A 20,605-nucleotide genomic window follows, 5' to 3' on the forward strand; every position below is an offset into this window, starting at 1 on the left:
ATATTACGGTGTTTTTTTATTTTTCTAAAATGAAATCTTTAACAGAATTCCATTTCATCTGCATCTTATATTTATATCTCTTGTTTATTCTAGTAATACATCCGGTGCGACGTGATGTATTACTAGAATAAAGTATAAAAGGAGAGAAATAAAATGAAAAAAAAACTATTACCAATTTGTGCAATGGCACTTTTAACAGTAGGATATTCTTCAGTAGCGAGTGCTTCTACTGGAACATTAACAAAAGAAGAAACGGCGCAAATGCAGCAAGATGCAGCTAAAAAAGAAGAAGCAATTAAGGAACAGCAAAAGAGCGAAGTAGAGAAAAAAGAAGCGGCACAAGTACAAGAAAAAAGTGATATGGCTAAAAAAGAGGAAGCAATAAAAGCAGGGCAAAAGAATGATACAGCTAAAAAAGAAGTAACACCACAAGTGCAAGAAAAGGAAGCTCTTGCAAAAAAAGAAGAAGCAATTAAGGCCGGGCAAAAGAATGATGCAGCGAAAAAAGAAGTAACGAAACAAGCTGTACAAGGTGAAAAATTACCAAACACAGCATCAAATAATGTAGCAATGATGGCATTAAGCGCATGTCTTGTAGCGATAGGGACATTATTTGGTTTGAACCGTCGTAATAAAGTTAAGGCGTAAATAAAATATTTTCCTATAAAGAATGGGATAATTTCATATATTAAAAATGGTAGGTTGCTCCTACCATTTTTTGCATGGAGGGATGGAACATGAAGTTACTCAATTATATCGGTATCATATTGATGGCCATAGGGCTATTCATGGGATCGTATTACGCTGTGGAATGGTATAAAGGAAAAAGCTCTGCTCGAGAATTAACGAAAGAAGAAATAAAGAGCCTTAAAAATATACAAGATAATCAACTTTCACATGAAACACCTGTAACTTCCCAAGTACCTTCTTCTCAAACCGAGCATAAAGAAGGAGAAAAGGTAGCAATGTTAAATATACCAAAAATAAAGAAGAAGTTTTCTATATATTGGGGAGCAAATGATGCAACTTTGAAAAAAGGAGTGGGTATGTTTGTTAGTGATTTAACGACAACACCATCTGGAGGGGGACATACTGTACTGAGCGGGCATAGGGATACTGTATTTACAGAATTAGGGGAGCTTAAAGAAAAAGACAATCTCATTTTAGAATATGACAATACAATGTACACATATGAAATTCAAAAGACATGGATTACCCATGCGGAAGATCGTACTGTTATTGTAAAAAAAGAAGAACCGACATTAACAATGACGACTTGTTATCCATTTGATTATATAGGGGATGCACCGGATCGATATATTATCGAGGCAAAGTTAATTACGAGTAATTCAAAATAAATTATAGAGCTTTGAATAGTAATTTCTTAAAGCGAGAGGGGGAGACATAGATTATGTCAAAAAACATTTTAATTGTTGAAGATGAAGATATTTTACGCGAAATATTAAAGGATTACTTTTTGAGTGAACAATATAAGGTGCTTGAAGCGAGAGACGGAAAAGAGGCATTAGTCTTATTTGAAGAAGAAGAGGTTGATTTAGTTATACTTGATATTATGTTGCCGGAACTTGATGGATGGTCTGTTTGCCGAAGGATTCGTAAGACGTCCGGGGTTCCAATTATTATGCTGACGGCACGTGTAGATGAAGATGATACGTTACTTGGGTTTGAGCTTGGGGCAGATGATTATGTTGCGAAACCATATAGTCCGCCTATTTTATTAGCGAGAGCGAAACGATTATTAGAAAGTAGACAAGCATCAAAGAAACCTTTAGAAAATGAAGATGATACGTTATCAATTCATGGCATTCACGTCCATTTTCCGTCACGTACTGTTACTGTTGATGAGGCAGACATTACTTTAACACATACAGAATTTGAAATATTAGCTTATTTCATGAAAAATCAAGGGATTGTTTTAACGAGAGAACAGTTAATTTCAAGAATTTGGGGGTACGAATTTGCTGGCGATGATCGAACGGTTAATAGTCATATTCGTAATTTGCGAAATAAATTAGGAGAGAAAGCAAAGTACATTACAACTGTAGTGCGAACCGGTTATAAATTCGAGGGGAACATATGAGAAAAGGGATTGTACTTAAATTATTTACCCTTACAACAGCTCTATGTATGTTAATTTTAGCGACGATATTTATTGGACAAACGATATTTTTTAAGCAATATTATGCGAATCGAAAAGTGGAAGATATTAAAGTGAACTTAAATTCCTTTGAGAAGAATTATTTGAATTATGCAGGAAGTGCAGAAGAAGTTCAGAAACTGGAGCAAGATTTTTTAAGAGAAAATAATACGTGGATTACGACGTTAGATCAGAATGGGAATTTAAAACATGTGGATGATTTTTATTTTGAAGTAACGATAGACCGTAGGCAACAAAAGAGCTTTGGACAACAAATATTCAAGATTCCCTTAGGTAATCTCGTCAATATAGAGGAGATTGATAATAAATTATCAGAGAAGTTTTTAGGACAAGAAATTTATTTTTCTGGAGTGAGAAAAGAAGAAAGTTTTATTCCATTCTCTTTCTCGTTAGGTAAACAAAATTTAAGTGGATCTAATAAACCGTTAGAAAAAGCATTTAATGAGAAAATGATTAAATTAGATCAGGAGAAAAAGAAAGCAGCTGAGGAACAAGTTGTTAAGGAAAAGAAGCCGGCCGTTCAGGAGCAAGCTGCTCAGGAATTAGATGCTTTCATAGTAGGACGTGTTACGAAAGTACAGTTCCCCGATGTAAAAGGTCCTGTGAATCCAATTTATAAAAATAGTTTATTCTTAGATAGCATAAAGGAATTTCAAACTGATTTATTATTAAAAGAGAATGACCATATACAGTATTCAACACAAATAATGGACTATGAAAAAAATGATATAAAATATAAATTATTAATTAAACCAAAAAAAGAAAAAGACGGATCGGTAACATATATATACGCGATGGCTTCTTTGCAACCTGTCGATGAGGCTGTACAAATGGTACAAGATTATTACATCTACATTATTGCATTTGTAGTCGTTCTTATATTTTTAGCTTCTTTCTATTACTCAAAACAAATTGCAAAACCATTACTAAAGATAAATGATACAACGAAGAAAATAGCTCATTTGGATTTTACAGAAAAAATTCCGATTACTTCAAAAGATGAGATTGGTGATTTATCGGAAAATATTAATACATTATCTAATAAACTACATTCACATATTGGACAGTTAGAACAAGATATTGAAAAAGAAAGAAAGTTAGAAAACACAAGGAAAGAATTTATTGCAGGTGTATCGCATGAACTAAAAACGCCGCTGAGTATTATGAAAAGCTGTATTTCCATTTTAAAAGATGGGGTAGCTGAACATAAGAAAGACTACTATTTTCAGGCGATGGAAAAAGAAGTAGACAAGATGGATATACTAATTTTGGATATGCTTGAATTAGCTAAATTTGAGTCTGGCACATACAACATGAAGGTGGATTCTTTCTATATCGATGGAGTGATTGAAGAAATATGTGAACAGCTTTCATCGGAGATAGAGAAAAAAGAACTGAGTGTGCACAAGCATATATGTCCAGCTGAAGTGGTTGGGAATCAAAATAGAATTGAACAAGTAATAGTGAACTTCATTACGAATGCAATACGTTATACACCAGAAAAAGAAGATATTATTATTTCCGTAATAGATGTGAAGAATCGTATAGAAGTGTGTATTGAAAATAAAGGTTCCCACATTGAAGAAGAACAATTAGATAAAATTTGGGATCGTTTTTATCGCGTGGATGCGGCACGGAAACGTTCACAAGGTGGAACAGGGCTTGGCCTTGCGATTTCAAAAAATATTTTAGAACTGCACAATGCTGAATATGGGGTGAAGAATACCGAAGATGGTGTTTTATTTTACTTCTATTTACCGAAAAAAGCGTAGATAATACAATCTACGTTTTTTTAATTTAACTTCATATTATCTTTACCTAATCTTTATTTTTAAGAAGTATAATTTGGATAGAAAATGAGGTTATGTAAGGAGTAGATTAGCCGTGAATAGCGATTTACTAGGTGTGATGGTATTTATTTTTCTTTGTGCATTTATTGTATTTATTATTGATATTACTCATTGAGAGCTTTGATAAAAAAAGAGCGCTAATTAAGCGCCCTTTTTTTGTGAATTCATTTGATAAGCACCGATGCTTTTGAATAAGCGCGGTGAAGTTGTAAATAAAAGAATTAGTAATACAGTACATAGTATGAAAGAGCCGATCATTGTACTGCCGTTTACAATTAATGAATATAAGACAGCTGATTGTCCTTTAGGTGCATATTGACCAAAGAAAATAATACCAGCAATAAAGTGACAGAAATAACGTGCAAAGCTGCCGACAAATGTGGCAAGGATAATGTAAACGAGCGCTTTTTTTCCCTTGTTTTGTTTTGGTTTATCTTTGCGACTACCGAAACTTGAATGCTCTGCATTATTGTTTTCTGAGGCAAGTGTTTTTTGAATTGGACGATAGAATAAACCAGCAAAGCCGATAAAGGCAAAGGCAACGAAGTACTCAATGAATGCTTGCACTGGTGTTAGAATGTAGGCATCACCTACGACAATTTGTAATAGTCCCCAAATTAAGCCGCCTAAGAAAGCCATTTTGAAGCCCCAGCGGTATGCGATAATAAAAATAGGAATCATAGCAAATGAGATGGAACCGCCTGTTGGAAGTTTAATTGATAATGGTAAAATGTCGATAATCAAGGCGAAGGCTGCAAGAATAGCAGATTCGATCATCGCTTGTAAATTGGTGTTACGCATGTTGTCTCCCCCTAAATCCAAGTTGCAAAAAAAAGAATAGATATCATAGGAGGATACGAAATACGTAAATGAAAAAGAGGTATGTATTTCGGACGTTTGCACAATCCCTGCGTTAGCATTAACTAACAGGTTCGAAGGGTCGGAACGGAATGTTCCCTCTCAGCGGCAAGGCTCCCCCTGTGATAACGAGATTCTTTATTTGCTATTGTTCATTGTAAGCGAAATGGATGAGAATGGCAAATGAATACCGTATGACAATTATTGAAATAGAATTGTAGCGAAATGTTAATAAATATGAAGCAAAAGGGTATAGTCCAATTGAAATAGAGTATGATATAATTTTTTTGAAAATAATTATCATTCTCTTCTGAGGGGGAAGGTTATGAGCTTAGTAGATATTAAAATTGGCGAGAAAGTGTTAGTAAAAAGTATTCAGTCTTTAGATCAGTTATTAAAGCGTAGACTAGCTGCTTTCGGTCTCGCGGAAGGAAGCGAACTTCGCTTGAAACAGAAAGCGATGTTTAAAGGTCCTTGTACATTGGAGTGTCGTGGACAGTTAATTAGTATTCGTCATTGTGACGCGAAAATGATAAAGGTGGAATTAGCGTGAATAAGGTTGCTTTGCTAGGGAATCCGAATACAGGGAAGACATCATTATTTAATGCACTTACCGGTTCTTATGAGTATGTAGGAAACTGGAGTGGTGTAACAGTAGAAAAGAAGGTTGGTAAATTAAAAGATAAGCAAGGAACATTAATTGATTTACCAGGCGTGTATGATTTGAATCCAGTTTCACGCGATGAAGGTGTTGTCACGAATTTTCTACTCACAGACGAATTTCATCATATGTTAAATATAGTGGATTCTTCGCAATTCGAGCGAAATATGCATTTAACATTGCAATTACTTGAATTTGGTAAGCCCGTTTCAATTGGTTTAAATATGGTTGATGTGGCAAAGCAAAGAGGAATTGTGATTAATGTAAAAAGGTTATCAGAAATATTAGGTGTAACAGTCGTTCCTGTCATCGCAAGAACCGGAAAAGGCTGTGAAGAATTACTTACTACTCTTCATGAAGAGAAACAAAAAGAGAAAAAGCCATTCATTATTTCATATGGTGTACAAATGGATGAAGGAATTGGAGAGGTAATCGCTCTTTTAGAGAAAGCGAATTATGAGCATCCAAGATGGTTAGCCCTACAATTTTTAAGCAATAACGAAGTAGTAGAAAAAGAAATGAAAGCATTACCAATTTATAAGGAACTTATAGCCATTCAATCTCGTTTAGATGGAAAACTTGATTGTACGTTAGAAGAGCACATTTACAAAACTCGTGAAGCGTATATTGAAAAGTTAAAAACAGATGTTATGCAACATGAGAAAGAAGGAAAAATTCCTTTTTCGGAAAAAATCGATAAGTTAATTACACATAAAATTTTAGGACTTCCAATCTTTTTAGCAGTTATGTTTTTTATTTTTCAGGTTACGTTTACGTGGATTGGTACACCTTTATCGGATATGCTGGATGGATTTTTTGGCGGACAACTTACTGATTGGGTTACAGCTGGGCTCACAAGTGTTGGCGCTTCTGACTTTATTCAAGCACTCGTTACAGAAGGGATTATTGCCGGCGTTGGTGCGGTATTAGTATTCGTTCCACAAATCTTTGCACTATTCTTTTTCATTTCATTATTAGAAGACTCGGGATATATGGCACGAATTGCAGTTGTTATGGATAGAATTATGGAGTTTTTCGGTTTAAACGGAAAAGCGTTCATTCCGATGATTATTGGCTTTGGATGTAACGTTCCAGGTATTATGGCAGCGAGAACGATTGAACAAGAAAAAGAAAGATTACTTACCGTTCTTGTAACACCATTTATGTCTTGTTCAGCACGTTTACCTGTATATGCATTATTTGCGGGAGTATTCTTCCCTAATAGTCAGGCAACTGTTGTGTTCTCTTTATACATTGCAGGTATTGTTCTTGCATTACTTGTTACAAAAATTATGTCACTTACTATTTTAAAAGCGGAAAAATCTATTTTTGTAATTGAGCTACCGCCTTACCGTGTGCCACAAGCAAAAACGTTATGGCTCAGCACGTGGGAGAAAGGTAAAGGATTTGTTCGTAAAGCAGGTACATTCATCTTCGGTGGTTCTGTTGTCATTTGGTTATTAAACTATGCAGGTCCATCAGGATTTGGTGTTGATATGGGAGACAGTTTCTTAGCGATGATTGGTGGATTTATCGCACCACTATTTGCACCGCTCGGTTTTGGAACTTGGCAAGCTGCGGCATCTCTTTTAACAGGGTTTTTAGCGAAAGAAGTTGTCGTTTCTACAATGGCAATTATTTATGCGGTTAAAGAAGATGTGCTAGGAAATGTCATGGGAGCACATTATACTGCGCTATCAGCCTATGCATTTATGTTCTTTATTTTATTATATGTTCCGTGCTTAGCGACAGTAGCTGTTATTAAACGAGAAACGGGATCGATGAAATGGACGATTTTCTCAGTTGTTTATCCGCTTATAGTTGCTTATGTATTAACGTTTATTATATACCAAGTTGGATCTTTACTCGGATTCTAGAAGGAGATGTATTGCGATGATGGTCAATATTATAATTGGAGCTATCATTTTTGGTTATGCAGCATATACGTTAGTTAATTTTGTAAAGCGAAGTAAAAAGGGCAAATGTGCAGCATGCTCTTTAAGTAAGTCATGTCAGTCGCAAACTTGTAGTCCGGATATGGAGCAAATCGTTCATAAAGTGAAACTTTAAACAGTGGGGGGTTTGTTCACCCCCACTGTTTATTAGTTGAACCAATCGGGCATTTACGGACAGTTGATCTCCCACCTAACTTCTTCGCTCCAGCCGAATTTTGAGGTGGGAGTCTTACTGCCCGTTAATGCGGGGTAAATAGAAAAAAGCTTTGCGAATTTCGCAAAGCTTTTTTTGTTTTACTTTTTAATTTTTACAAGCTGAGAAGCTTCTACTCCGTTGTAACCAGGGAATTCTTTACTAGGGTCTTTATCGAATTTTAATACACCAACAGATTTTTCATCACCTTTTACATTTCCATAAGTTGCATCGTCAACAATTGCGAACATGTCTGCATATGCGCGGCCACTTCCGATAATTGTGTTGCCTTCGTATTTTAATTTTGCTCCATCAAGTGTAGCATTTTCTACTTTATCTTTTGCAAATAATACACCTTGTTCTGTTGTTACAGCTGGCAATTTATCAAGTGGTTTTGTATCATCATTTTTATCAACTTTGCTAAGTAATTCTTTTTTCACCAGTTCTTCACCAGTTTTCTTATCCATTACAAGAACTTTTTTACCCTCTAATGTTGTCATTTTCATTTTATAGAAGTCTTTTTCTTTCACTTCTTTTTTATTTTTATCTGTAACTTGTTGAATTTGCTCATCTGTTCCGTATAGTACAAAGCCGTTCGCTTTTTCTCCTAATAAAGAACAACCTGATAATGCTCCGAATGAAATTGCTGCTGCTAATCCGATTCCTACTAATTTTTTCATGATGATTTCTCCTTTTATATGTTTTATAGTAAATACATTTTTTGTATTAGTCCTGAAATTATGAGAAGCTTGTTTGTTGCTTCTGGTATTAGTGTATAAGAAATATTGAAGCGTAACTATCGAGTTAGCTTACAGTAACATTACAATAATGTAATTTAGTGAAAGTGCATAAAAATATGTCAATTCTGAAGAGGGTTAATGAGAATATATTAGGAATACAATGTTTTGTCTGGAATGTCATATTATATTGGCTGTATTTTGGAAATAACATGTAAGGACATATTAGTTTTGTTATAATAAACACATAGGCTGTAAAAGTGAATATTCTTTACTGTAAAGGGAGATTTTTCAGTTTTCCAAGTAGTGAATTTGAAATACGAGGTAAGTCATAGGAGGAATTAGAATGTCTGTATTTAAACGATTAAGAGATTTAACAATGTCGAATGTATATTCATTAATTGAAAAAGCAGAAGATCCAGTTAAGATGACGGATCAATATTTACGTGATATGCAAGCGGATGTACAAGAAGCTGAGAAAAGTGTAGCAGCTCAAATCGCACTTGAGAAGAAATTCAAAATATTATTTGAAGAGCAAGAAGCACTTGTGAAAAAACGTGAAGAGCAAGCTCATATGGCTGTTCAAGCAAGCAATCTTGATCTTGCGCGTCGTGCTCTTGAAGAAAAACAAAACGCAGAGCAAAAGATGAATGAGTATAAAGCAAGCTATGAGCAAAACAAAGCGGCTGCTGATAATCTTCGCCTGAAACTAGAAGAAATGCGTAAGCAATTAACAGAGCTGAAAAATAAACGTGAAACACTTGTAGCACGTGTAAATGCGGCGAAAGCACAAAAGAATATTAATCAGGCGATGTCTGGATTTGATTCGAATTCAGCAAAAGCTGGTTTAGGCCGTATGGAAGAGAAAGCTCTTCAATTAGAAGCTGAAGCAGAAGCAAGCGGTGAAATTTACAAAAAAGAAAAGTCATTAGATGATGAATTCGCAAGCTTAAACAAAAATTCTGTTGTTGACGATGAATTAGCCCGTATTATGAAGCAGTATGAGAAGTAATATAGAATAGAGACAAATGAACCGACATGTCTAAATAAATTCATGTCGGTTTTCTATTACCCCGCATTAACGGGCAGTAAGATTCCCACCTCTACATTTTGTGAAAGCAGAGAGGTGGGTGGAAGATCGACTTCCCGTAAATGCCCGATTGGTGCGGGCTAATAATCAGCGGGGAATGAACATCTCCCCACTGATTAAAGTTTCACTTTATATTTAAGAGGAGGTTTTGCAATGACATGGACAAATGTGTTAGCCATGCTTGTATGGACTGGAGCAAGTGCAGTACTTTTATTTGCAATTATGTGGATTGATTCAATTTTTACAAAATACAATGACTTAAAAGAAATAAAGAATGGGAATACAGCTGTAACAACACGTTTCGTTATGAAATTATTTGCGCAAGGGTACATTTTATCTCAATCTATAATGAAAGCAAATGACTTATGGCAAGCGTTACTTGCATCAGCAGTTTCTTTTGTTATTTTGTTAGTAGTAGAAATGTTTATCGAATTTGTGTTAAAGAAAATGTCTGGCTTAGATTTAGAAGAAGGTACGAAAGAAGGCAGTGTTGCACACGCGATGTTGGCCGGATCATTACATATCGTTGGTGCACTTATTTTAGGTGCTTGTTTATAAAGAGAAAAGGAGGGGTAGATTGTGAGCTTATTTAAACGTATTAAAAATATAATGAAAAGCCCGGAGCCGCCAAAGCCAGAAAAGAGTCTGTTAACGTTAGCTCCTGGCGATATGATTGAAGTTTCGTTAGTAATGTACGAATTAACTGGGAAAACGAGTATGCATTCTCGTAAGGAGATCGTTTTAACACTGCAGGACGGGAAAGATATTCGTTATTTAAAAATTGAAGACCGTGAAAATACGTATTACAAATTGTATACACCGATTGACGGTCGTTTAGATTCAATTGATGAAATTCCGACGACGATTGAAATGGATGATATAGAGTATCATATGGAAGAACAGTATAATGGACGTGTTGTTGTAATGGGAAAAACGCCATTCGCTGCTTCAGAAGAACAGTACGTATGGGAATTCCAGTCTGACAACCGCAAATTATTACGTGTTGAATGGCAAAATGGTCGCACAATGATGTATGAGGGAGAAGCAATTATTCCTGCTGATGTACAAATCATAAGAGCAACATAAGGGGGGCGTAATCATGTCAAACCGATTGTTTACCATGATTAAATCGTTCGTGATCCCTATACTTGCTATCGTTACATTACTTGTTATTGCCGGTTATGCTTTATCGGGCTGTCAAAGTGGTCAGGCGAAGTCAATTCAGGACCGTTATCCGCTAGAGTCTGTCGCAAAGGATGGTAAACAAGAATCTTACGTGTATAGGGCTGCCAATCGGTCAGTTCCTGAAGTTGCAAAGGAACTTATATCCGAAAGGAAACCGAAGCAAGCATCTAAAGAAGACGAAAATCAAATGTTCCTCGTTTATTCCGATAAAATGTATAGTTTACAAAAGGATAAAGAGAAACCATCTGATACGTTAATTGAAATAAGTAATGAAGAATTTGTCCGTCAAAATTACCAACCATCCTTCTTACAAGGATATATTATGGGGAGTATATTAAACGATATATTCGGTTCTAGAAAATCATCATACGGTGATTATCGCGGATATAATGACAGACAAAATCATAAACCGGTTATCCCGGAAAGACCACCTACGAAAGAAGAAAAGAAAACCCCACCTCCAATTACGAAGGAAGGGAAAGGATCTATCATTAAGCGAGGCGATAATGTAGATCCGAAATCATCTGTAGGTGATAAGGGAAGTATTACGGAAAAAGGAAGTAAAACGCCGCCTCCGCCTTCTACCGGAAGTAAAGGGAAAATCACGAAAAATCCAGGTGGTTCGAGTGGATCTGATGTGAAGCCGAAATCATCTATTAAAACGCCGCCAAAGAATACATCTCCCCCGAAAACGAGGGTCGGTGGTTCAGGAAAGATTACGAAGAGAAGATAGTATAGAGACCGAAAAGTTGAATCTGCTTTTCGGTCTTTTTTTATTATGGGAATTAATTCCTTATAGCTGGTGCAATTAAGTTATAAGGAGGAGATTATTATGAGTATATATAAAAGGTTTAGTTTGATTATGTTCCTCGTCTTATTCCTCAGTTTGTTTATTAGCACAACGATGAAATTTCACTTTATAGTAGGTATTCTATGGATACTGTGTACATGTACTCTCTTTCTATATGTTCCGCTTCGCTTTCAACATGAAGTGCCCGCTTTTCAAAAATACGTAGAGTGGATTAAGAGAGGAGGAAGATGGGGGAAGTGAAATTATATCGGCGATTATTGAAATATATCGATTTACCGACAAAAACTGACAACGACAGCAACTTAATAATAAAAGGAGGCTGCACCAAAATTTTGGCACAGCCTCCTTTTTCATAATGATTAATGAATATCACGTTTCTTAAAGTTACCGCCTTTTACTTCTGCTACGTCATAAACTGTAATAAAGGCATTTGGATCGATTTCATTAATAAGTTCTTTCATTTTACTTTCTTCTAAACGGTTAATTACGCAAGAAATTTCTTTGAATTTCTCTCTTGAATAACCACCGTATACTTCGTTATACGTTGCACTTCGGCCTAAACGATCGCGAATGGTTTCTACCATTAATTCAGGCTCTTTTGTAATGATTTTAAATGCTTTCGAACCACTTAAACCAACTTCAACGATATGAATCACTTTCGAAGCAATAAAGTAGGCAATTGCCGAAAGGATAGCTCCTTGAAGGCCGAATACTGTTGATACGAAAATAAATACGAACATGTTTAAGAATAAAATAAGGTCACTCGTTCCGAAAGGTAACTTACGAGAAAGCAATACAGCTAGCATATCGATTCCATCTAATGCGCCGCCGTTACGTAATGCTAGTCCCATACCAAAACCGATGATAATACCACCAACAACTGTAACTAATAATGTATCGCCTTCAATAATAGCTGGTATTCCGTGCATGACAACGGTACCTATTGCTAACGAAGCAATCCCGATAATAGAATAAATTGCAAAGCTTTTACCAATTTGTTTATATCCTAACCAAACGAAAGGAATGTTAATAACTGCGATTAGAGCTCCTAATGGCAATCCAAATAATCTTGAACTAACGATACTTAAACCAGTCACACCACCGTCTGATACGTTATTTGGAATTAATACCGCTTCTAATCCGTATGCTGTGATAAATGCCCCAATAATAATCATCAAAGCTTTTGAAGCGATTTTTAGCTTATTGGGCTTGTTTCTGATAATTTTCTCCATGTAATTTCCTCGTTTCAAACTAGTTTCTTATTTGTTACGTAATTCACACCTAACTTCCATTTTAACATTTAATCTGAAAAAATTCTCCTTTAATGGATGTATGCAGGGAATATTATTATTAAAATGTTTTTGAAATAAGTATAAGAAATCCCATCCTTTCAAAGGATGGGAGGTTATTAAGAAATGATAAAACTAAGTACGGATAGGAATAAAGAGAATCCTAAAATAGCTCCGCAAACTTTCATATGACGTTTACGTCCCATCACAACAATTGCGACATATTCGCGAATCATTGCATTAGGCCAGTAATAAAATGCAGTTTTTGCTCCGATCCCTTGGCTATTAAGACCAGCTTGTTTTGCATATATACCAGCGCGGAAAAGGTGGAAATTATTCGTTGTAAAAATACTTCTATACTTACCTTCAGGATTTAAAGAATCCATAATTTCTTTAGAGAACGACATATTTTGATACGTGTTTACAGAGCGATTTTCTTGCACTGTATGTTCAAGCGGAATTCCTTTTTCAACAGCGTATTTTTGCATTGCTTCTGCTTCTGGAAGGCCTTCATCTGGACCTTGTCCACCAGAGAAAATAATTGTTGGTGGTGTATTCACAGCAGCTTGTTTCCAGTAAAAGTCGATTGCTTTATTAATACGACTTGCAAGTAACGGTGGTACTTTATCATTAATTAAGCCACTACCAAGAACGATGATGAAATCTTGATTACGCCTTGGCCTGTTGAATTGGTATAGAAAATAAGCGGTTAAGAAGTTAGATAGGTGTATAAAGAAATATACGGTTATAAAAGAAAGGCCAGCAAAAATAGGTTGGAAATGCGGTGAAAATAAGCTCGCTGGACTTATGATAGGGAGTAACATCAAGAATAAAATCCCTAAAGCTGCAATTAAAGTTAAAGAGTTTGTAAATCGTCGTCCTTCACGTTTCATCAAGATTCTCGCATTAAGAAATAGCCCAAACATTAAAGCAACGATGCCAAAAGGTATCATTACAAGTAGTGCTAACATAGGTAGAATAACGATGAAATGTAAATCGTTACTACCAGATGAAAATGAGGCGAGTGCACAGAATAATAGAAATGAACAGAAAAAGGCATTAAATAAAAAACCGTTTATTATTTTCCGTGGGTCTTTTAAGTAAGAGATAAGAAAAATAATAAACAATATAAGAGGAATAATTCCGAAATACATAAATATAGTACACCTCAATTTGTATAAGAATTTGACATACCTTTTATATTACATGATTTTATAATTGAAAATGAAAGAAAAAGGATTTCGAATTTTCTTAATAAGCGATATAGTTAAATATGGTAAAATGTATTCAAAGTGATATATTAAAAGTAAAATGGTTGAGGAGGCACTCTGTGGAGTGTCTTTTTCTTTTTGGTATGTAATTATGCATATTATGTTTATTTTCAAGGGAAGAGGATTAAAATATAAGTTGTGGATACACGCTATAAAGCAGAATTTTATATTAATATTTACCTCTACTCTTTTTGTACCTAACAATCTTGTAACAATTCATGATTCTGTTTTCTAGTGTGTGTTTACAAAAAGCGGGATGGGGTATATATAAACAGGGGAAAGGACGTCTTCTTGAAAGGCGTCTTTTTGTTTCTTAGTATAGATAATTTCCACTATTAACGTAGTGCAAACTATCTATACTAAACATTAGCAATCTTCCGTATAAAGATTATCAATTTACTATATATTCCAGTGATGTTAAGCTACATATGAAAGGCTTTCTTTTTCAAAATATTACCCCTAATAAAATTTTGAAGAAGTCAACTGTCTCCAAACTTGCCATTTGTGCTTAGCAAAAAAGAATCCTTCGGGGTTCTTTTTTGTATTCGACAGAATATGACAAAACGAAGCTATATAATTTGTTATATTGTTAGATGGTTATTATGGAAAAGAGAAGGAGACTTAAGTATGGGATTTAAAAAATTACTTTTAACAGGTGCAATTGTTGCAACTACAGCATTTACTTCAATCGGGACAGCGCAGGCAAGTACTCAGTTTAAAGATGTTCCAAACAATCATTGGGCTTATAAGGCAATTATGGATTTAGCAAATAAAAATATTGTTGCTGGATATGGAAATGGGATTTTTGGATTTGGTGATGATGTAACTCGTGAGCAAGTTGCAGCCCTTATGTTCCGTCAATTAAAGCCAGCAGTAAAAGAACAGTATAATAATCCGTATAAAGATGTTACTGATCGTTCGACTCAGTTTAAAAAAGAGATTCTTGCTTTAACAGAAATCGGTGTATTCGCTGGAGATGGCACAGGGAACTTTAGACCGAAAGATTCGTTAACTCGCGATGAAATGGCACAAATTTTAGCAAAAGGGTTCCAATTGCAAATAAGAGGGGATTATAATTTCCCGGACGTAGATAGAAATGGATGGGCGAATCCTGCGATTACTGCAGTTAAATCAAATTATATTACAGCTGGAACTGGTGATGGTAAATTCGCACCTAGAATGCATGTAAGTCGTGAGCAATACGTTCAGTTCTTATATAACGCGACATTACCGCTTGAAGAAAGACCAGGAGCAAGACAAGAACAACCAGAACCAGAGGTGAAGCCGGAACCAAAACGCTTTGCTAACTGTAAAGAAGCAAATGATGCTGGGGTTTACGATATTACAAGAGATAGTCCGTATTACGGTAAGCATTTAGATCGTGATGGCGATGGAATTGCTTGTGAGAGAAAGAAGAGCGGTAAATAAGAAAAAAGCACTCAGCCTGAGTGCTTTTTTCTTATTTACACATGCTATTTTTGTAGGCGTTTCTCATAGAATGGGAGTAACGAAATGAAAGTAGGTGACAAAATGCCAGCTATTGTTGAAGGTGTTATTATTGAGAACTGTAACGGAACAATTAATTTAGGTGATAAATATAATGTGCATCCGATTGAAAAGACGAAAGCTTATAATGGATCAGGATCTTCAAATACCGGATTAAATGTGAGGACATTCAGTGGTATTAGTACGGCAGATGTAACGGATAACGATGTGTATGACCAAGTAATTCAATCTACGTTATAGTTTTTATATGTAAAATTGCATAAATTGATGTGTTTGCCCTGTGATACAATTGAGCTGTGAGCTGTTAGTGATTCTTCTTTATCATAGTTGTTAGATTAGAAATGTAACATCTTATCGAAAATCATACGTAAAATGAAAAAGACACTTCGCTCGAAGTGTCTTTTTCATTTTAGTGATAGCCTTTAGCAGAGTCTTTATGAATCTTATCTTTAAATATGCTATAGCTCCAAAGTTGATATCCAATAACGATTGGTACCATGACCATTGCAACGAAGAACATAATTTTTAAGTTTAATTCACTACCTGCTGCGTTGTATAACGTTGTGCTGTATGCGTCGTTAATACGTGATGGTAACATTCTTGGGAACATACCTGCAAAGCCAGTTGTCATAAACATTGCGATTGTTAAGCAAACGAATGTGAATGCAAGACCGATTTTATGTTTGTACACCATAATAAGTGCGAGTACACTCATTAACATTGCAAGTACTGGGAGAATAAATAGTACAGGATATTCCGTGAAATTTTGGAATAAGTTTGTGCGATTTGCAGTTGCCACATAGAAGATAGCTAAAATGATAGCAGCTGCCATTGAAAATGGCCTTGCGATTTTATAAGCGCGATCAGATACTTCACCAGTCGTTTTAATCATAACCCAAAGGGCACCAGATACGACGAATATAGCAGTGAAGAATAGACCACCTAAAATACCATAATGGTTTAGTAAGCTAAGTAAATTTCCTTCATAGCCATTTTTTCCGATTTGTAGTCCGTAATATAGGTTAGCGAATGTAACACCGAATAAGAAGGCGATTAGGAAACTACCAATTGTAAATGCCCATTTACAAGTCTTTTGCCAAATTGGTGAATCGTCTTTGTGCATAAATTCAAGTCCAGCAGCACGAGCAAATAGTGCAAGTAATACTAAAAATAGTGGTGTATATAAATAACTAAACATATTTGCATATGTGACTGGGAAGGCAGCAAATGTTGCACCACCAGCTGTAATTAACCATACTTCATTACCACCCCAGAATGGGCCAATTGCTTCTTGTAATTGATTTCGTTCTTGTCGGTCTTTCGCAACGAAAGGAAAAATCATTCCGTTACCAAGTGCATACCCATCAAGAATGAAGTAAACTGTCCAAATTACGCCCCATAAACCAAACCAGATGATTGCGAGCATATCATGAGACATGAGCCGCACCTCCTTCAGTAGCAGGCTCTTCTAATGCAACAGGTCCTTTTTTCGCGAACTTCAGCATTAAGTATACGTCTGCAATTAAGAGTAGAGTATAGAATAATATTAAACTAATTAATGAGAACCAAATCTGCGGAACGGATATAGGTGATACAGATTCTGCTGTACGCATCAGTTTATAAACTGTCCATGGTTGACGACCTACTTCGGCAACAATCCACCCAGCGTTAATTGCGATATATGGTAGTAAAACAGACCACATTGTGATTTTTAAATAACGTTTTGAGTTTTCTAGTTTTCCTTTTCGGTTTAAATAGAAACCGAACCAAGTTAATGCCATAAAGAACATACCAAGTGCAACCATTAAGCGGAAGCTATAGTACACGAGGTTAACATTTGGACGTTCATCTTTCGGGATATCTTTTAAACCAACAATTTCTCCATCAAATGAGTTTGTATAGAAGAAACTTCCGAGTTTTGGAATTGTAAGGAATTCAAAGTTCTTTTCGTTTTTCACATCAGGAATTTGAACAATCGAGAAGCCTTGTCCTTTTCCAGTTTCCCAAACAGCTTCCATCGCAGCACCTTTAGCTGGTTGGTATTTAGCTGCTGATACACCGGATTGATGCCCCATAAAAGGCGTAACAGTTGCGGCGAATAATCCTAACATTAAGCCAAACTTAAATGATTTTTTGAAGAATTCCACTTCATTTTTACGTAGTAAATGATATGCACTAATTGCCATAACGAAGAAAGCACCGACAATATAACAACCAATTACAGTATGGAAGAACATGTTCCAAGCGTATGGGTTTGTAACGAGTGCCCAGAAATCATTTAATTCAGCGCGGCCGTTACGTACGACGTAGCCAACAGGGTTTTGCATAAATCCGTTTGCTGTAATAATCCAAAGAGCAGAAATGTTTGTTCCAAGTGCAACCATCCACATACAGAAGGCACGGAACTTTGGCGAAATTTTGTCTTTACCGAATAACCATATTCCCATGAAAGTAGATTCTAAGAAGAAGGCAACGAGTGCTTCGATTGCGAGAGGTGATCCGAAAATATCTCCCATATATTTGGAGTACTCAGACCAGTTTGTGCCAAATTGGAATTCCATCGTAATCCCGGTTATAATCCCCATTACGAAGTTAATTGTAAATAATTTACCCCAGAAATTTGCCATTTTGCGATATGTTGGATTCAATGTGCGGGCGTATTGAGTTTCCATACATGCCACTAAAATAACAAGTCCGATTGTCAAAGGTACAAATAAAAAGTGATAAAAAATAGTAATTGCAAATTGAAAACGACTCAGTAACAGAACGTCGGACATAATAAATATTCACTCCTTTTTACATTATCTACAGTTAGTTTATAGTGAGAATAGAAGTAAAGTATGTGTGACTTGTTACAAAGCTGTGTGTATATTTTGAAAGAATTATGTCGGTTATCTGAAAATATATTGCTTTTACAATAAAGCAATATCCTTTTTGAGTTTTTCATATTTTGGTACACTATATATGTAGTGTAAATGAGAGAAAAGAGGGTTTTTAACTATGAAGTCATTAGAAGAGATTTTACAATACAATGAAAAGTTCGTTGAAGAGAAAAAATACGAAGAGTATGAAACAGGAAAATTTCCAAATAAAAAAATGGTAATTATCTCTTGTATGGATACACGTCTTGTTGAACTATTACCGAAGGCAATGAATATGCGTAACGGTGATGTGAAAATTATTAAAGTAGCAGGCGCTGTTATTTCACATCCATTCGGAAGTATTATGCGTAGTATTTTAGTTGCTGTATACGAACTTGGTGCCGATGAAGTTTGTGTAGTTGGTCACCATGATTGTGGTATGGCAAAAATTCAAGCAAGCAGTACAATTGAAAAAATGAAAGAGCGCGGCGTAACAGAAGAGAAATTAGATACACTTCGTTATTCTGGAATCGATTTAGAAAGATTCCTACAAGGGTTCTCTAGTGTAGAAGAAAGTGTAGAACATAGTGTGTCAATACTTCGCAACCATCCATTACTTCCGGGAGAAGTACCTGTTCACGGTCTTGTTATAGATCCTGACACAGGAAAATTAGATTTAGTTGTGAATGGTTACGACAATTAAGAATTTACTTTGTCATCCTTTTTATCTGGGACAGGATCAAATCCTCCTGGATGGAAAGGGTGGCATTTTAATATACGCTTACATGTAAGCCAAAATCCTTTGAATGCACCATGTTTTTGAAACGCTTCTAATCCATAATGAGAACAAGTCGGATGAAAGCGACATGTTGGTGGTGTCATCGGAGAAATGAACTTTTGATAAAAGCGTATAATACCGATAAAAATCTGTTTCATAATGGTCTCCTTTTCAGCATAGTCTTAAAGTATTATAGCACGACCGTACATAATTCTTTACTAATGTTGATTTCCGTTATATCATATTGGATATAATGGAATTAAATTAAAAGCGGGAGAGATGTTATATGCCATCAGTAGAAAGCTTTGAATTAGATCATACAATTGTAAAAGCACCTTATGTAAGACATTGCGGAGTTCATAATGTAGGTAGTGACGGTATTGTAAATAAATTTGATATTCGTTTTTGCCAACCAAATAAACAAGCAATGAAACCAGATGTTATTCATACGTTAGAGCATTTATTAGCATTTAATTTACGTAAATATATTGATCGTTATCCGCATTTTGATATTATCGATATTTCACCGATGGGCTGCCAAACAGGGTATTATCTTGTAGTAAGCGGGACACCGACAGTTCGTGAAATCATTGATTTATTAGAACTAACATTAAAAGATGCGGTTCAAATTACAGAAATTCCAGCTGCAAATGAAACACAGTGTGGCCAAGCGAAGCTTCACGACTTAGAAGGAGCACAACGCTTAATGAATTTCTGGTTAAGCCAAGATAAAGATGAACTTGAGAAAGTGTTTGGATAAAATGATACTTTAATAAGTGGGTGAGAGTCTTATTGCCTACAAATAGAAGGATAAAAAGGAAAACTGCCTGTGAAAGGGCAGTTTTTTATTATGTTAAGAGTGATCATGTTCTTTTGTTATGAAAGTATACTAGACACCCCAACATATAAAATAAAGGCAGAACCGAGAAAATAAACAAATGCTTTAGCTTTTTGCTGTTGTTTTACTTCATCAATTCCAAAAAGGATAAACATAATACTTAAAAGGATAAATACGAATGGTAAAAGCATAGAGAAGTTTGCAAAGAGGTTAAGTAGGGCGAGAATGAGGGCAAACGTTGCTAGTATAATTCGAATGTTTTTTAACATATAATCCTCCTTTAGAAGAACAGCATAAATGGACTAAAAAAAAACAATCGTAAAAAGAATTAAACCGATGCTAATAGCTCCAATTTGCTTTTGCTGTTTTGAATGGTCTCAATTCCTACTAAAATGCTATATAAGCTAAAGAGAAACAAAATGCTAGGTGAAAAGATTTGAAGGTTCATTGTAAATAAGCTGTATAAACATAGAATTAAAGTAATAAAAACGCTGATTAGTTGTAAGTGTCTTATGTGCATTTTAGCGCTCCTTAAGTAGAAAG

At 35.4% G+C, this 20,605-nt stretch carries 24 protein-coding genes, 1 pseudogene and 1 riboswitch; of the genes and pseudogenes, 16 read left to right on the top strand and 9 right to left on the bottom strand.

Annotation, left to right across the window (positions count from 1 at the left end; all coding sequences use genetic code 11):
* Nucleotides 1-153 precede the first annotated feature (153 nt).
* The 4 genes from SJY24_RS06190 (at nucleotide 154) to SJY24_RS06205 (ending at nucleotide 3,951) form a co-directional block, all read left to right on the top strand.
* Nucleotides 154-648, top strand: a complete 495-nt coding sequence (locus tag SJY24_RS06190) for an LPXTG cell wall anchor domain-containing protein (RefSeq protein ID WP_377864073.1) — start codon at nucleotides 154-156, stop codon at nucleotides 646-648.
* Nucleotides 649-737: 89 nt separating this feature from the next.
* On the top strand, nucleotides 738-1,358 hold the full coding sequence (locus tag SJY24_RS06195; RefSeq protein WP_377864074.1) for a class D sortase: 621 nt from the start codon (nucleotides 738-740) through the stop codon (nucleotides 1,356-1,358).
* Nucleotides 1,359-1,411: 53 nt separating this feature from the next.
* The gene (locus tag SJY24_RS06200) at nucleotides 1,412-2,101 is read left to right on the top strand and encodes a response regulator transcription factor (RefSeq protein WP_000041840.1); all 690 of its coding nucleotides are present in this window, start codon (nucleotides 1,412-1,414) and stop codon (nucleotides 2,099-2,101) included.
* A complete protein-coding gene (locus SJY24_RS06205) occupies nucleotides 2,098-3,951 on the top strand; it encodes a sensor histidine kinase (RefSeq protein ID WP_377864075.1) in 1,854 nt (617 codons plus the stop codon). Before SJY24_RS06200 ends, SJY24_RS06205 begins: the two co-directional genes overlap by 4 nt.
* A 219-nt stretch (nucleotides 3,952-4,170) precedes the next feature.
* Here SJY24_RS06205 and thiT read toward each other — a convergent pair whose 3' ends face one another.
* Entirely contained in the window at nucleotides 4,171-4,830 is a 660-nt protein-coding gene (thiT, locus tag SJY24_RS06210) for an energy-coupled thiamine transporter ThiT (RefSeq protein ID WP_377864076.1), read from the bottom strand.
* Nucleotides 4,831-4,916: 86 nt separating this feature from the next.
* A riboswitch (TPP riboswitch) is annotated at nucleotides 4,917-5,018 on the bottom strand.
* 194 nt (nucleotides 5,019-5,212) lie between these two features.
* Here thiT and SJY24_RS06215 point away from each other — a divergent pair.
* The 3 genes from SJY24_RS06215 to SJY24_RS06225 are packed head-to-tail and all read left to right on the top strand — an operon-like array spanning nucleotide 5,213 to nucleotide 7,618.
* The gene (locus tag SJY24_RS06215) at nucleotides 5,213-5,440 is read left to right on the top strand and encodes a FeoA family protein (protein ID WP_000060512.1); all 228 of its coding nucleotides are present in this window, start codon (nucleotides 5,213-5,215) and stop codon (nucleotides 5,438-5,440) included.
* Nucleotides 5,437-7,425 (top strand): ferrous iron transport protein B, encoded by a 1,989-nt coding sequence (gene feoB / locus SJY24_RS06220; protein WP_377864077.1) that lies wholly within the window; start codon nucleotides 5,437-5,439, stop codon nucleotides 7,423-7,425. Before SJY24_RS06215 ends, feoB begins: the two co-directional genes overlap by 4 nt.
* A 16-nt stretch (nucleotides 7,426-7,441) precedes the next feature.
* The gene (locus tag SJY24_RS06225) at nucleotides 7,442-7,618 is read left to right on the top strand and encodes a FeoB-associated Cys-rich membrane protein (protein ID WP_000989603.1); all 177 of its coding nucleotides are present in this window, start codon (nucleotides 7,442-7,444) and stop codon (nucleotides 7,616-7,618) included.
* Nucleotides 7,619-7,797: 179 nt separating this feature from the next.
* Here the strand turns inward: SJY24_RS06225 and SJY24_RS06230 are convergent, their stop codons facing one another.
* Complete coding sequence (locus SJY24_RS06230; RefSeq protein WP_377864079.1) at nucleotides 7,798-8,376, bottom strand: lipoprotein BA_5634 family protein; 579 nt, start codon at nucleotides 8,374-8,376, stop codon at nucleotides 7,798-7,800.
* Between the two features lie 403 nt (nucleotides 8,377-8,779).
* Here SJY24_RS06230 and SJY24_RS06235 point away from each other — a divergent pair, with 403 nt between their 5' ends.
* The 5 genes from SJY24_RS06235 to SJY24_RS06255 all read left to right on the top strand — a co-directional run bounded on the left by SJY24_RS06235 (nucleotide 8,780) and on the right by SJY24_RS06255 (nucleotide 11,759).
* Nucleotides 8,780-9,445 carry a PspA/IM30 family protein gene (locus SJY24_RS06235; RefSeq protein WP_377864080.1) on the top strand — a complete coding sequence of 222 codons (666 nt, stop codon included), beginning with the start codon at nucleotides 8,780-8,782 and terminating at the stop codon, nucleotides 9,443-9,445.
* Between the two features lie 231 nt (nucleotides 9,446-9,676).
* Complete coding sequence (locus tag SJY24_RS06240) at nucleotides 9,677-10,081, top strand: DUF350 domain-containing protein (RefSeq protein WP_377864081.1); 405 nt, start codon at nucleotides 9,677-9,679, stop codon at nucleotides 10,079-10,081.
* 21 nt (nucleotides 10,082-10,102) lie between these two features.
* Nucleotides 10,103-10,609: a DUF4178 domain-containing protein gene (locus SJY24_RS06245; RefSeq protein WP_000051748.1), complete on the top strand. Its 507-nt coding sequence runs from the start codon at nucleotides 10,103-10,105 to the stop codon at nucleotides 10,607-10,609.
* A gap of 13 nt (nucleotides 10,610-10,622) precedes the next feature.
* Entirely contained in the window at nucleotides 10,623-11,441 is an 819-nt protein-coding gene (locus SJY24_RS06250) for a DUF4247 domain-containing protein (protein ID WP_377864082.1), read from the top strand.
* A 99-nt stretch (nucleotides 11,442-11,540) separates the two neighbouring features.
* Nucleotides 11,541-11,759 (top strand): hypothetical protein, encoded by a 219-nt coding sequence (locus SJY24_RS06255; protein WP_212088256.1) that lies wholly within the window; start codon nucleotides 11,541-11,543, stop codon nucleotides 11,757-11,759.
* A gap of 119 nt (nucleotides 11,760-11,878) precedes the next feature.
* Here the strand turns inward: SJY24_RS06255 and SJY24_RS06260 are convergent, their stop codons facing one another.
* Together SJY24_RS06260 and SJY24_RS06265 are read right to left on the bottom strand one after the other, a co-directional pair.
* Nucleotides 11,879-12,751 carry a YitT family protein gene (locus SJY24_RS06260; protein ID WP_377864083.1) on the bottom strand — a complete coding sequence of 291 codons (873 nt, stop codon included), beginning with the start codon at nucleotides 12,749-12,751 and terminating at the stop codon, nucleotides 11,879-11,881.
* Between the two features lie 176 nt (nucleotides 12,752-12,927).
* Nucleotides 12,928-13,962 (bottom strand): YdcF family protein, encoded by a 1,035-nt coding sequence (locus SJY24_RS06265; protein WP_377864084.1) that lies wholly within the window; start codon nucleotides 13,960-13,962, stop codon nucleotides 12,928-12,930.
* A gap of 744 nt (nucleotides 13,963-14,706) precedes the next feature.
* Here SJY24_RS06265 and SJY24_RS06270 point away from each other — a divergent pair.
* Both SJY24_RS06270 and SJY24_RS06275 read left to right on the top strand, forming a co-directional pair.
* Nucleotides 14,707-15,507: an S-layer homology domain-containing protein gene (locus tag SJY24_RS06270; protein ID WP_377864085.1), complete on the top strand. Its 801-nt coding sequence runs from the start codon at nucleotides 14,707-14,709 to the stop codon at nucleotides 15,505-15,507.
* Nucleotides 15,508-15,591: 84 nt separating this feature from the next.
* Nucleotides 15,592-15,825, top strand: coding sequence for a spore germination protein (locus SJY24_RS06275; protein WP_002015747.1), 234 nt, complete (start codon nucleotides 15,592-15,594; stop codon nucleotides 15,823-15,825).
* A gap of 169 nt (nucleotides 15,826-15,994) precedes the next feature.
* Here SJY24_RS06275 and cydB read toward each other — a convergent pair whose 3' ends face one another.
* Nucleotides 15,995-17,023, bottom strand: coding sequence for a cytochrome d ubiquinol oxidase subunit II (gene cydB / locus SJY24_RS06280; protein WP_377864086.1), 1,029 nt, complete (start codon nucleotides 17,021-17,023; stop codon nucleotides 15,995-15,997).
* A complete protein-coding gene (cydA, locus tag SJY24_RS06285) occupies nucleotides 17,013-18,362 on the bottom strand; it encodes a cytochrome ubiquinol oxidase subunit I (RefSeq protein ID WP_377864087.1) in 1,350 nt (449 codons plus the stop codon). The genes cydB and cydA overlap by 11 nt, the downstream gene beginning before the upstream one ends.
* Before the next feature lie 223 nt (nucleotides 18,363-18,585).
* Between cydA and SJY24_RS06290 the strand changes: the two genes are divergently transcribed.
* Nucleotides 18,586-19,149, top strand: a complete 564-nt coding sequence (locus tag SJY24_RS06290; RefSeq protein WP_000838171.1) for a beta-class carbonic anhydrase — start codon at nucleotides 18,586-18,588, stop codon at nucleotides 19,147-19,149.
* On the opposite strand, the gene yidD is transcribed toward SJY24_RS06290, so the two are convergent.
* Nucleotides 19,146-19,382, bottom strand: coding sequence for a membrane protein insertion efficiency factor YidD (gene yidD / locus SJY24_RS06295; protein WP_002112460.1), 237 nt, complete (start codon nucleotides 19,380-19,382; stop codon nucleotides 19,146-19,148). The genes SJY24_RS06290 and yidD overlap by 4 nt on opposite strands.
* A gap of 128 nt (nucleotides 19,383-19,510) precedes the next feature.
* On the opposite strand from yidD, the gene luxS reads away from it, so the two are divergent.
* Nucleotides 19,511-19,984, top strand: a complete 474-nt coding sequence (gene luxS, locus SJY24_RS06300; protein WP_001141371.1) for an S-ribosylhomocysteine lyase LuxS — start codon at nucleotides 19,511-19,513, stop codon at nucleotides 19,982-19,984.
* A gap of 116 nt (nucleotides 19,985-20,100) precedes the next feature.
* Here luxS and SJY24_RS06305 read toward each other — a convergent pair whose 3' ends face one another.
* Together SJY24_RS06305 and SJY24_RS06310 are read right to left on the bottom strand one after the other, a co-directional pair.
* Complete coding sequence (locus SJY24_RS06305) at nucleotides 20,101-20,331, bottom strand: YczI family protein (protein ID WP_377864088.1); 231 nt, start codon at nucleotides 20,329-20,331, stop codon at nucleotides 20,101-20,103.
* 11 nt (nucleotides 20,332-20,342) lie between these two features.
* Nucleotides 20,343-20,582, bottom strand: a pseudogene (locus SJY24_RS06310) (hypothetical protein).
* Nucleotides 20,583-20,605 lie beyond the last annotated feature (23 nt).

The organism is Bacillus sp. R86525 (genome assembly GCF_042466195.1).
Lineage (GTDB): Bacteria > Bacillota > Bacilli > Bacillales > Bacillaceae_G > Bacillus_A > Bacillus_A nitratireducens.

Coding starts and splice junctions, on each gene's coding strand:
- SJY24_RS06190 (WP_377864073.1), top strand. CDS start 154: ATGAAAAAAAAACTATTACCAATTTGTGCAATGGCACTTTTAACAGTA.
- SJY24_RS06195 (WP_377864074.1), top strand. CDS start 738: ATGAAGTTACTCAATTATATCGGTATCATATTGATGGCCATAGGGCTA.
- SJY24_RS06200 (WP_000041840.1), top strand. CDS start 1,412: ATGTCAAAAAACATTTTAATTGTTGAAGATGAAGATATTTTACGCGAA.
- SJY24_RS06205 (WP_377864075.1), top strand. CDS start 2,098: ATGAGAAAAGGGATTGTACTTAAATTATTTACCCTTACAACAGCTCTA.
- thiT (WP_377864076.1), bottom strand. CDS start 4,830: ATGCGTAACACCAATTTACAAGCGATGATCGAATCTGCTATTCTTGCA.
- SJY24_RS06215 (WP_000060512.1), top strand. CDS start 5,213: ATGAGCTTAGTAGATATTAAAATTGGCGAGAAAGTGTTAGTAAAAAGT.
- SJY24_RS06225 (WP_000989603.1), top strand. CDS start 7,442: ATGATGGTCAATATTATAATTGGAGCTATCATTTTTGGTTATGCAGCA.
- SJY24_RS06230 (WP_377864079.1), bottom strand. CDS start 8,376: ATGAAAAAATTAGTAGGAATCGGATTAGCAGCAGCAATTTCATTCGGA.
- SJY24_RS06235 (WP_377864080.1), top strand. CDS start 8,780: ATGTCTGTATTTAAACGATTAAGAGATTTAACAATGTCGAATGTATAT.
- SJY24_RS06240 (WP_377864081.1), top strand. CDS start 9,677: ATGACATGGACAAATGTGTTAGCCATGCTTGTATGGACTGGAGCAAGT.
- SJY24_RS06250 (WP_377864082.1), top strand. CDS start 10,623: ATGTCAAACCGATTGTTTACCATGATTAAATCGTTCGTGATCCCTATA.
- SJY24_RS06255 (WP_212088256.1), top strand. CDS start 11,541: ATGAGTATATATAAAAGGTTTAGTTTGATTATGTTCCTCGTCTTATTC.
- SJY24_RS06260 (WP_377864083.1), bottom strand. CDS start 12,751: ATGGAGAAAATTATCAGAAACAAGCCCAATAAGCTAAAAATCGCTTCA.
- SJY24_RS06265 (WP_377864084.1), bottom strand. CDS start 13,962: ATGTATTTCGGAATTATTCCTCTTATATTGTTTATTATTTTTCTTATC.
- SJY24_RS06270 (WP_377864085.1), top strand. CDS start 14,707: ATGGGATTTAAAAAATTACTTTTAACAGGTGCAATTGTTGCAACTACA.
- SJY24_RS06275 (WP_002015747.1), top strand. CDS start 15,592: ATGAAAGTAGGTGACAAAATGCCAGCTATTGTTGAAGGTGTTATTATT.
- cydB (WP_377864086.1), bottom strand. CDS start 17,023: ATGTCTCATGATATGCTCGCAATCATCTGGTTTGGTTTATGGGGCGTA.
- cydA (WP_377864087.1), bottom strand. CDS start 18,362: ATGTCCGACGTTCTGTTACTGAGTCGTTTTCAATTTGCAATTACTATT.
- SJY24_RS06290 (WP_000838171.1), top strand. CDS start 18,586: ATGAAGTCATTAGAAGAGATTTTACAATACAATGAAAAGTTCGTTGAA.
- yidD (WP_002112460.1), bottom strand. CDS start 19,382: ATGAAACAGATTTTTATCGGTATTATACGCTTTTATCAAAAGTTCATT.
- luxS (WP_001141371.1), top strand. CDS start 19,511: ATGCCATCAGTAGAAAGCTTTGAATTAGATCATACAATTGTAAAAGCA.
- SJY24_RS06305 (WP_377864088.1), bottom strand. CDS start 20,331: ATGTTAAAAAACATTCGAATTATACTAGCAACGTTTGCCCTCATTCTC.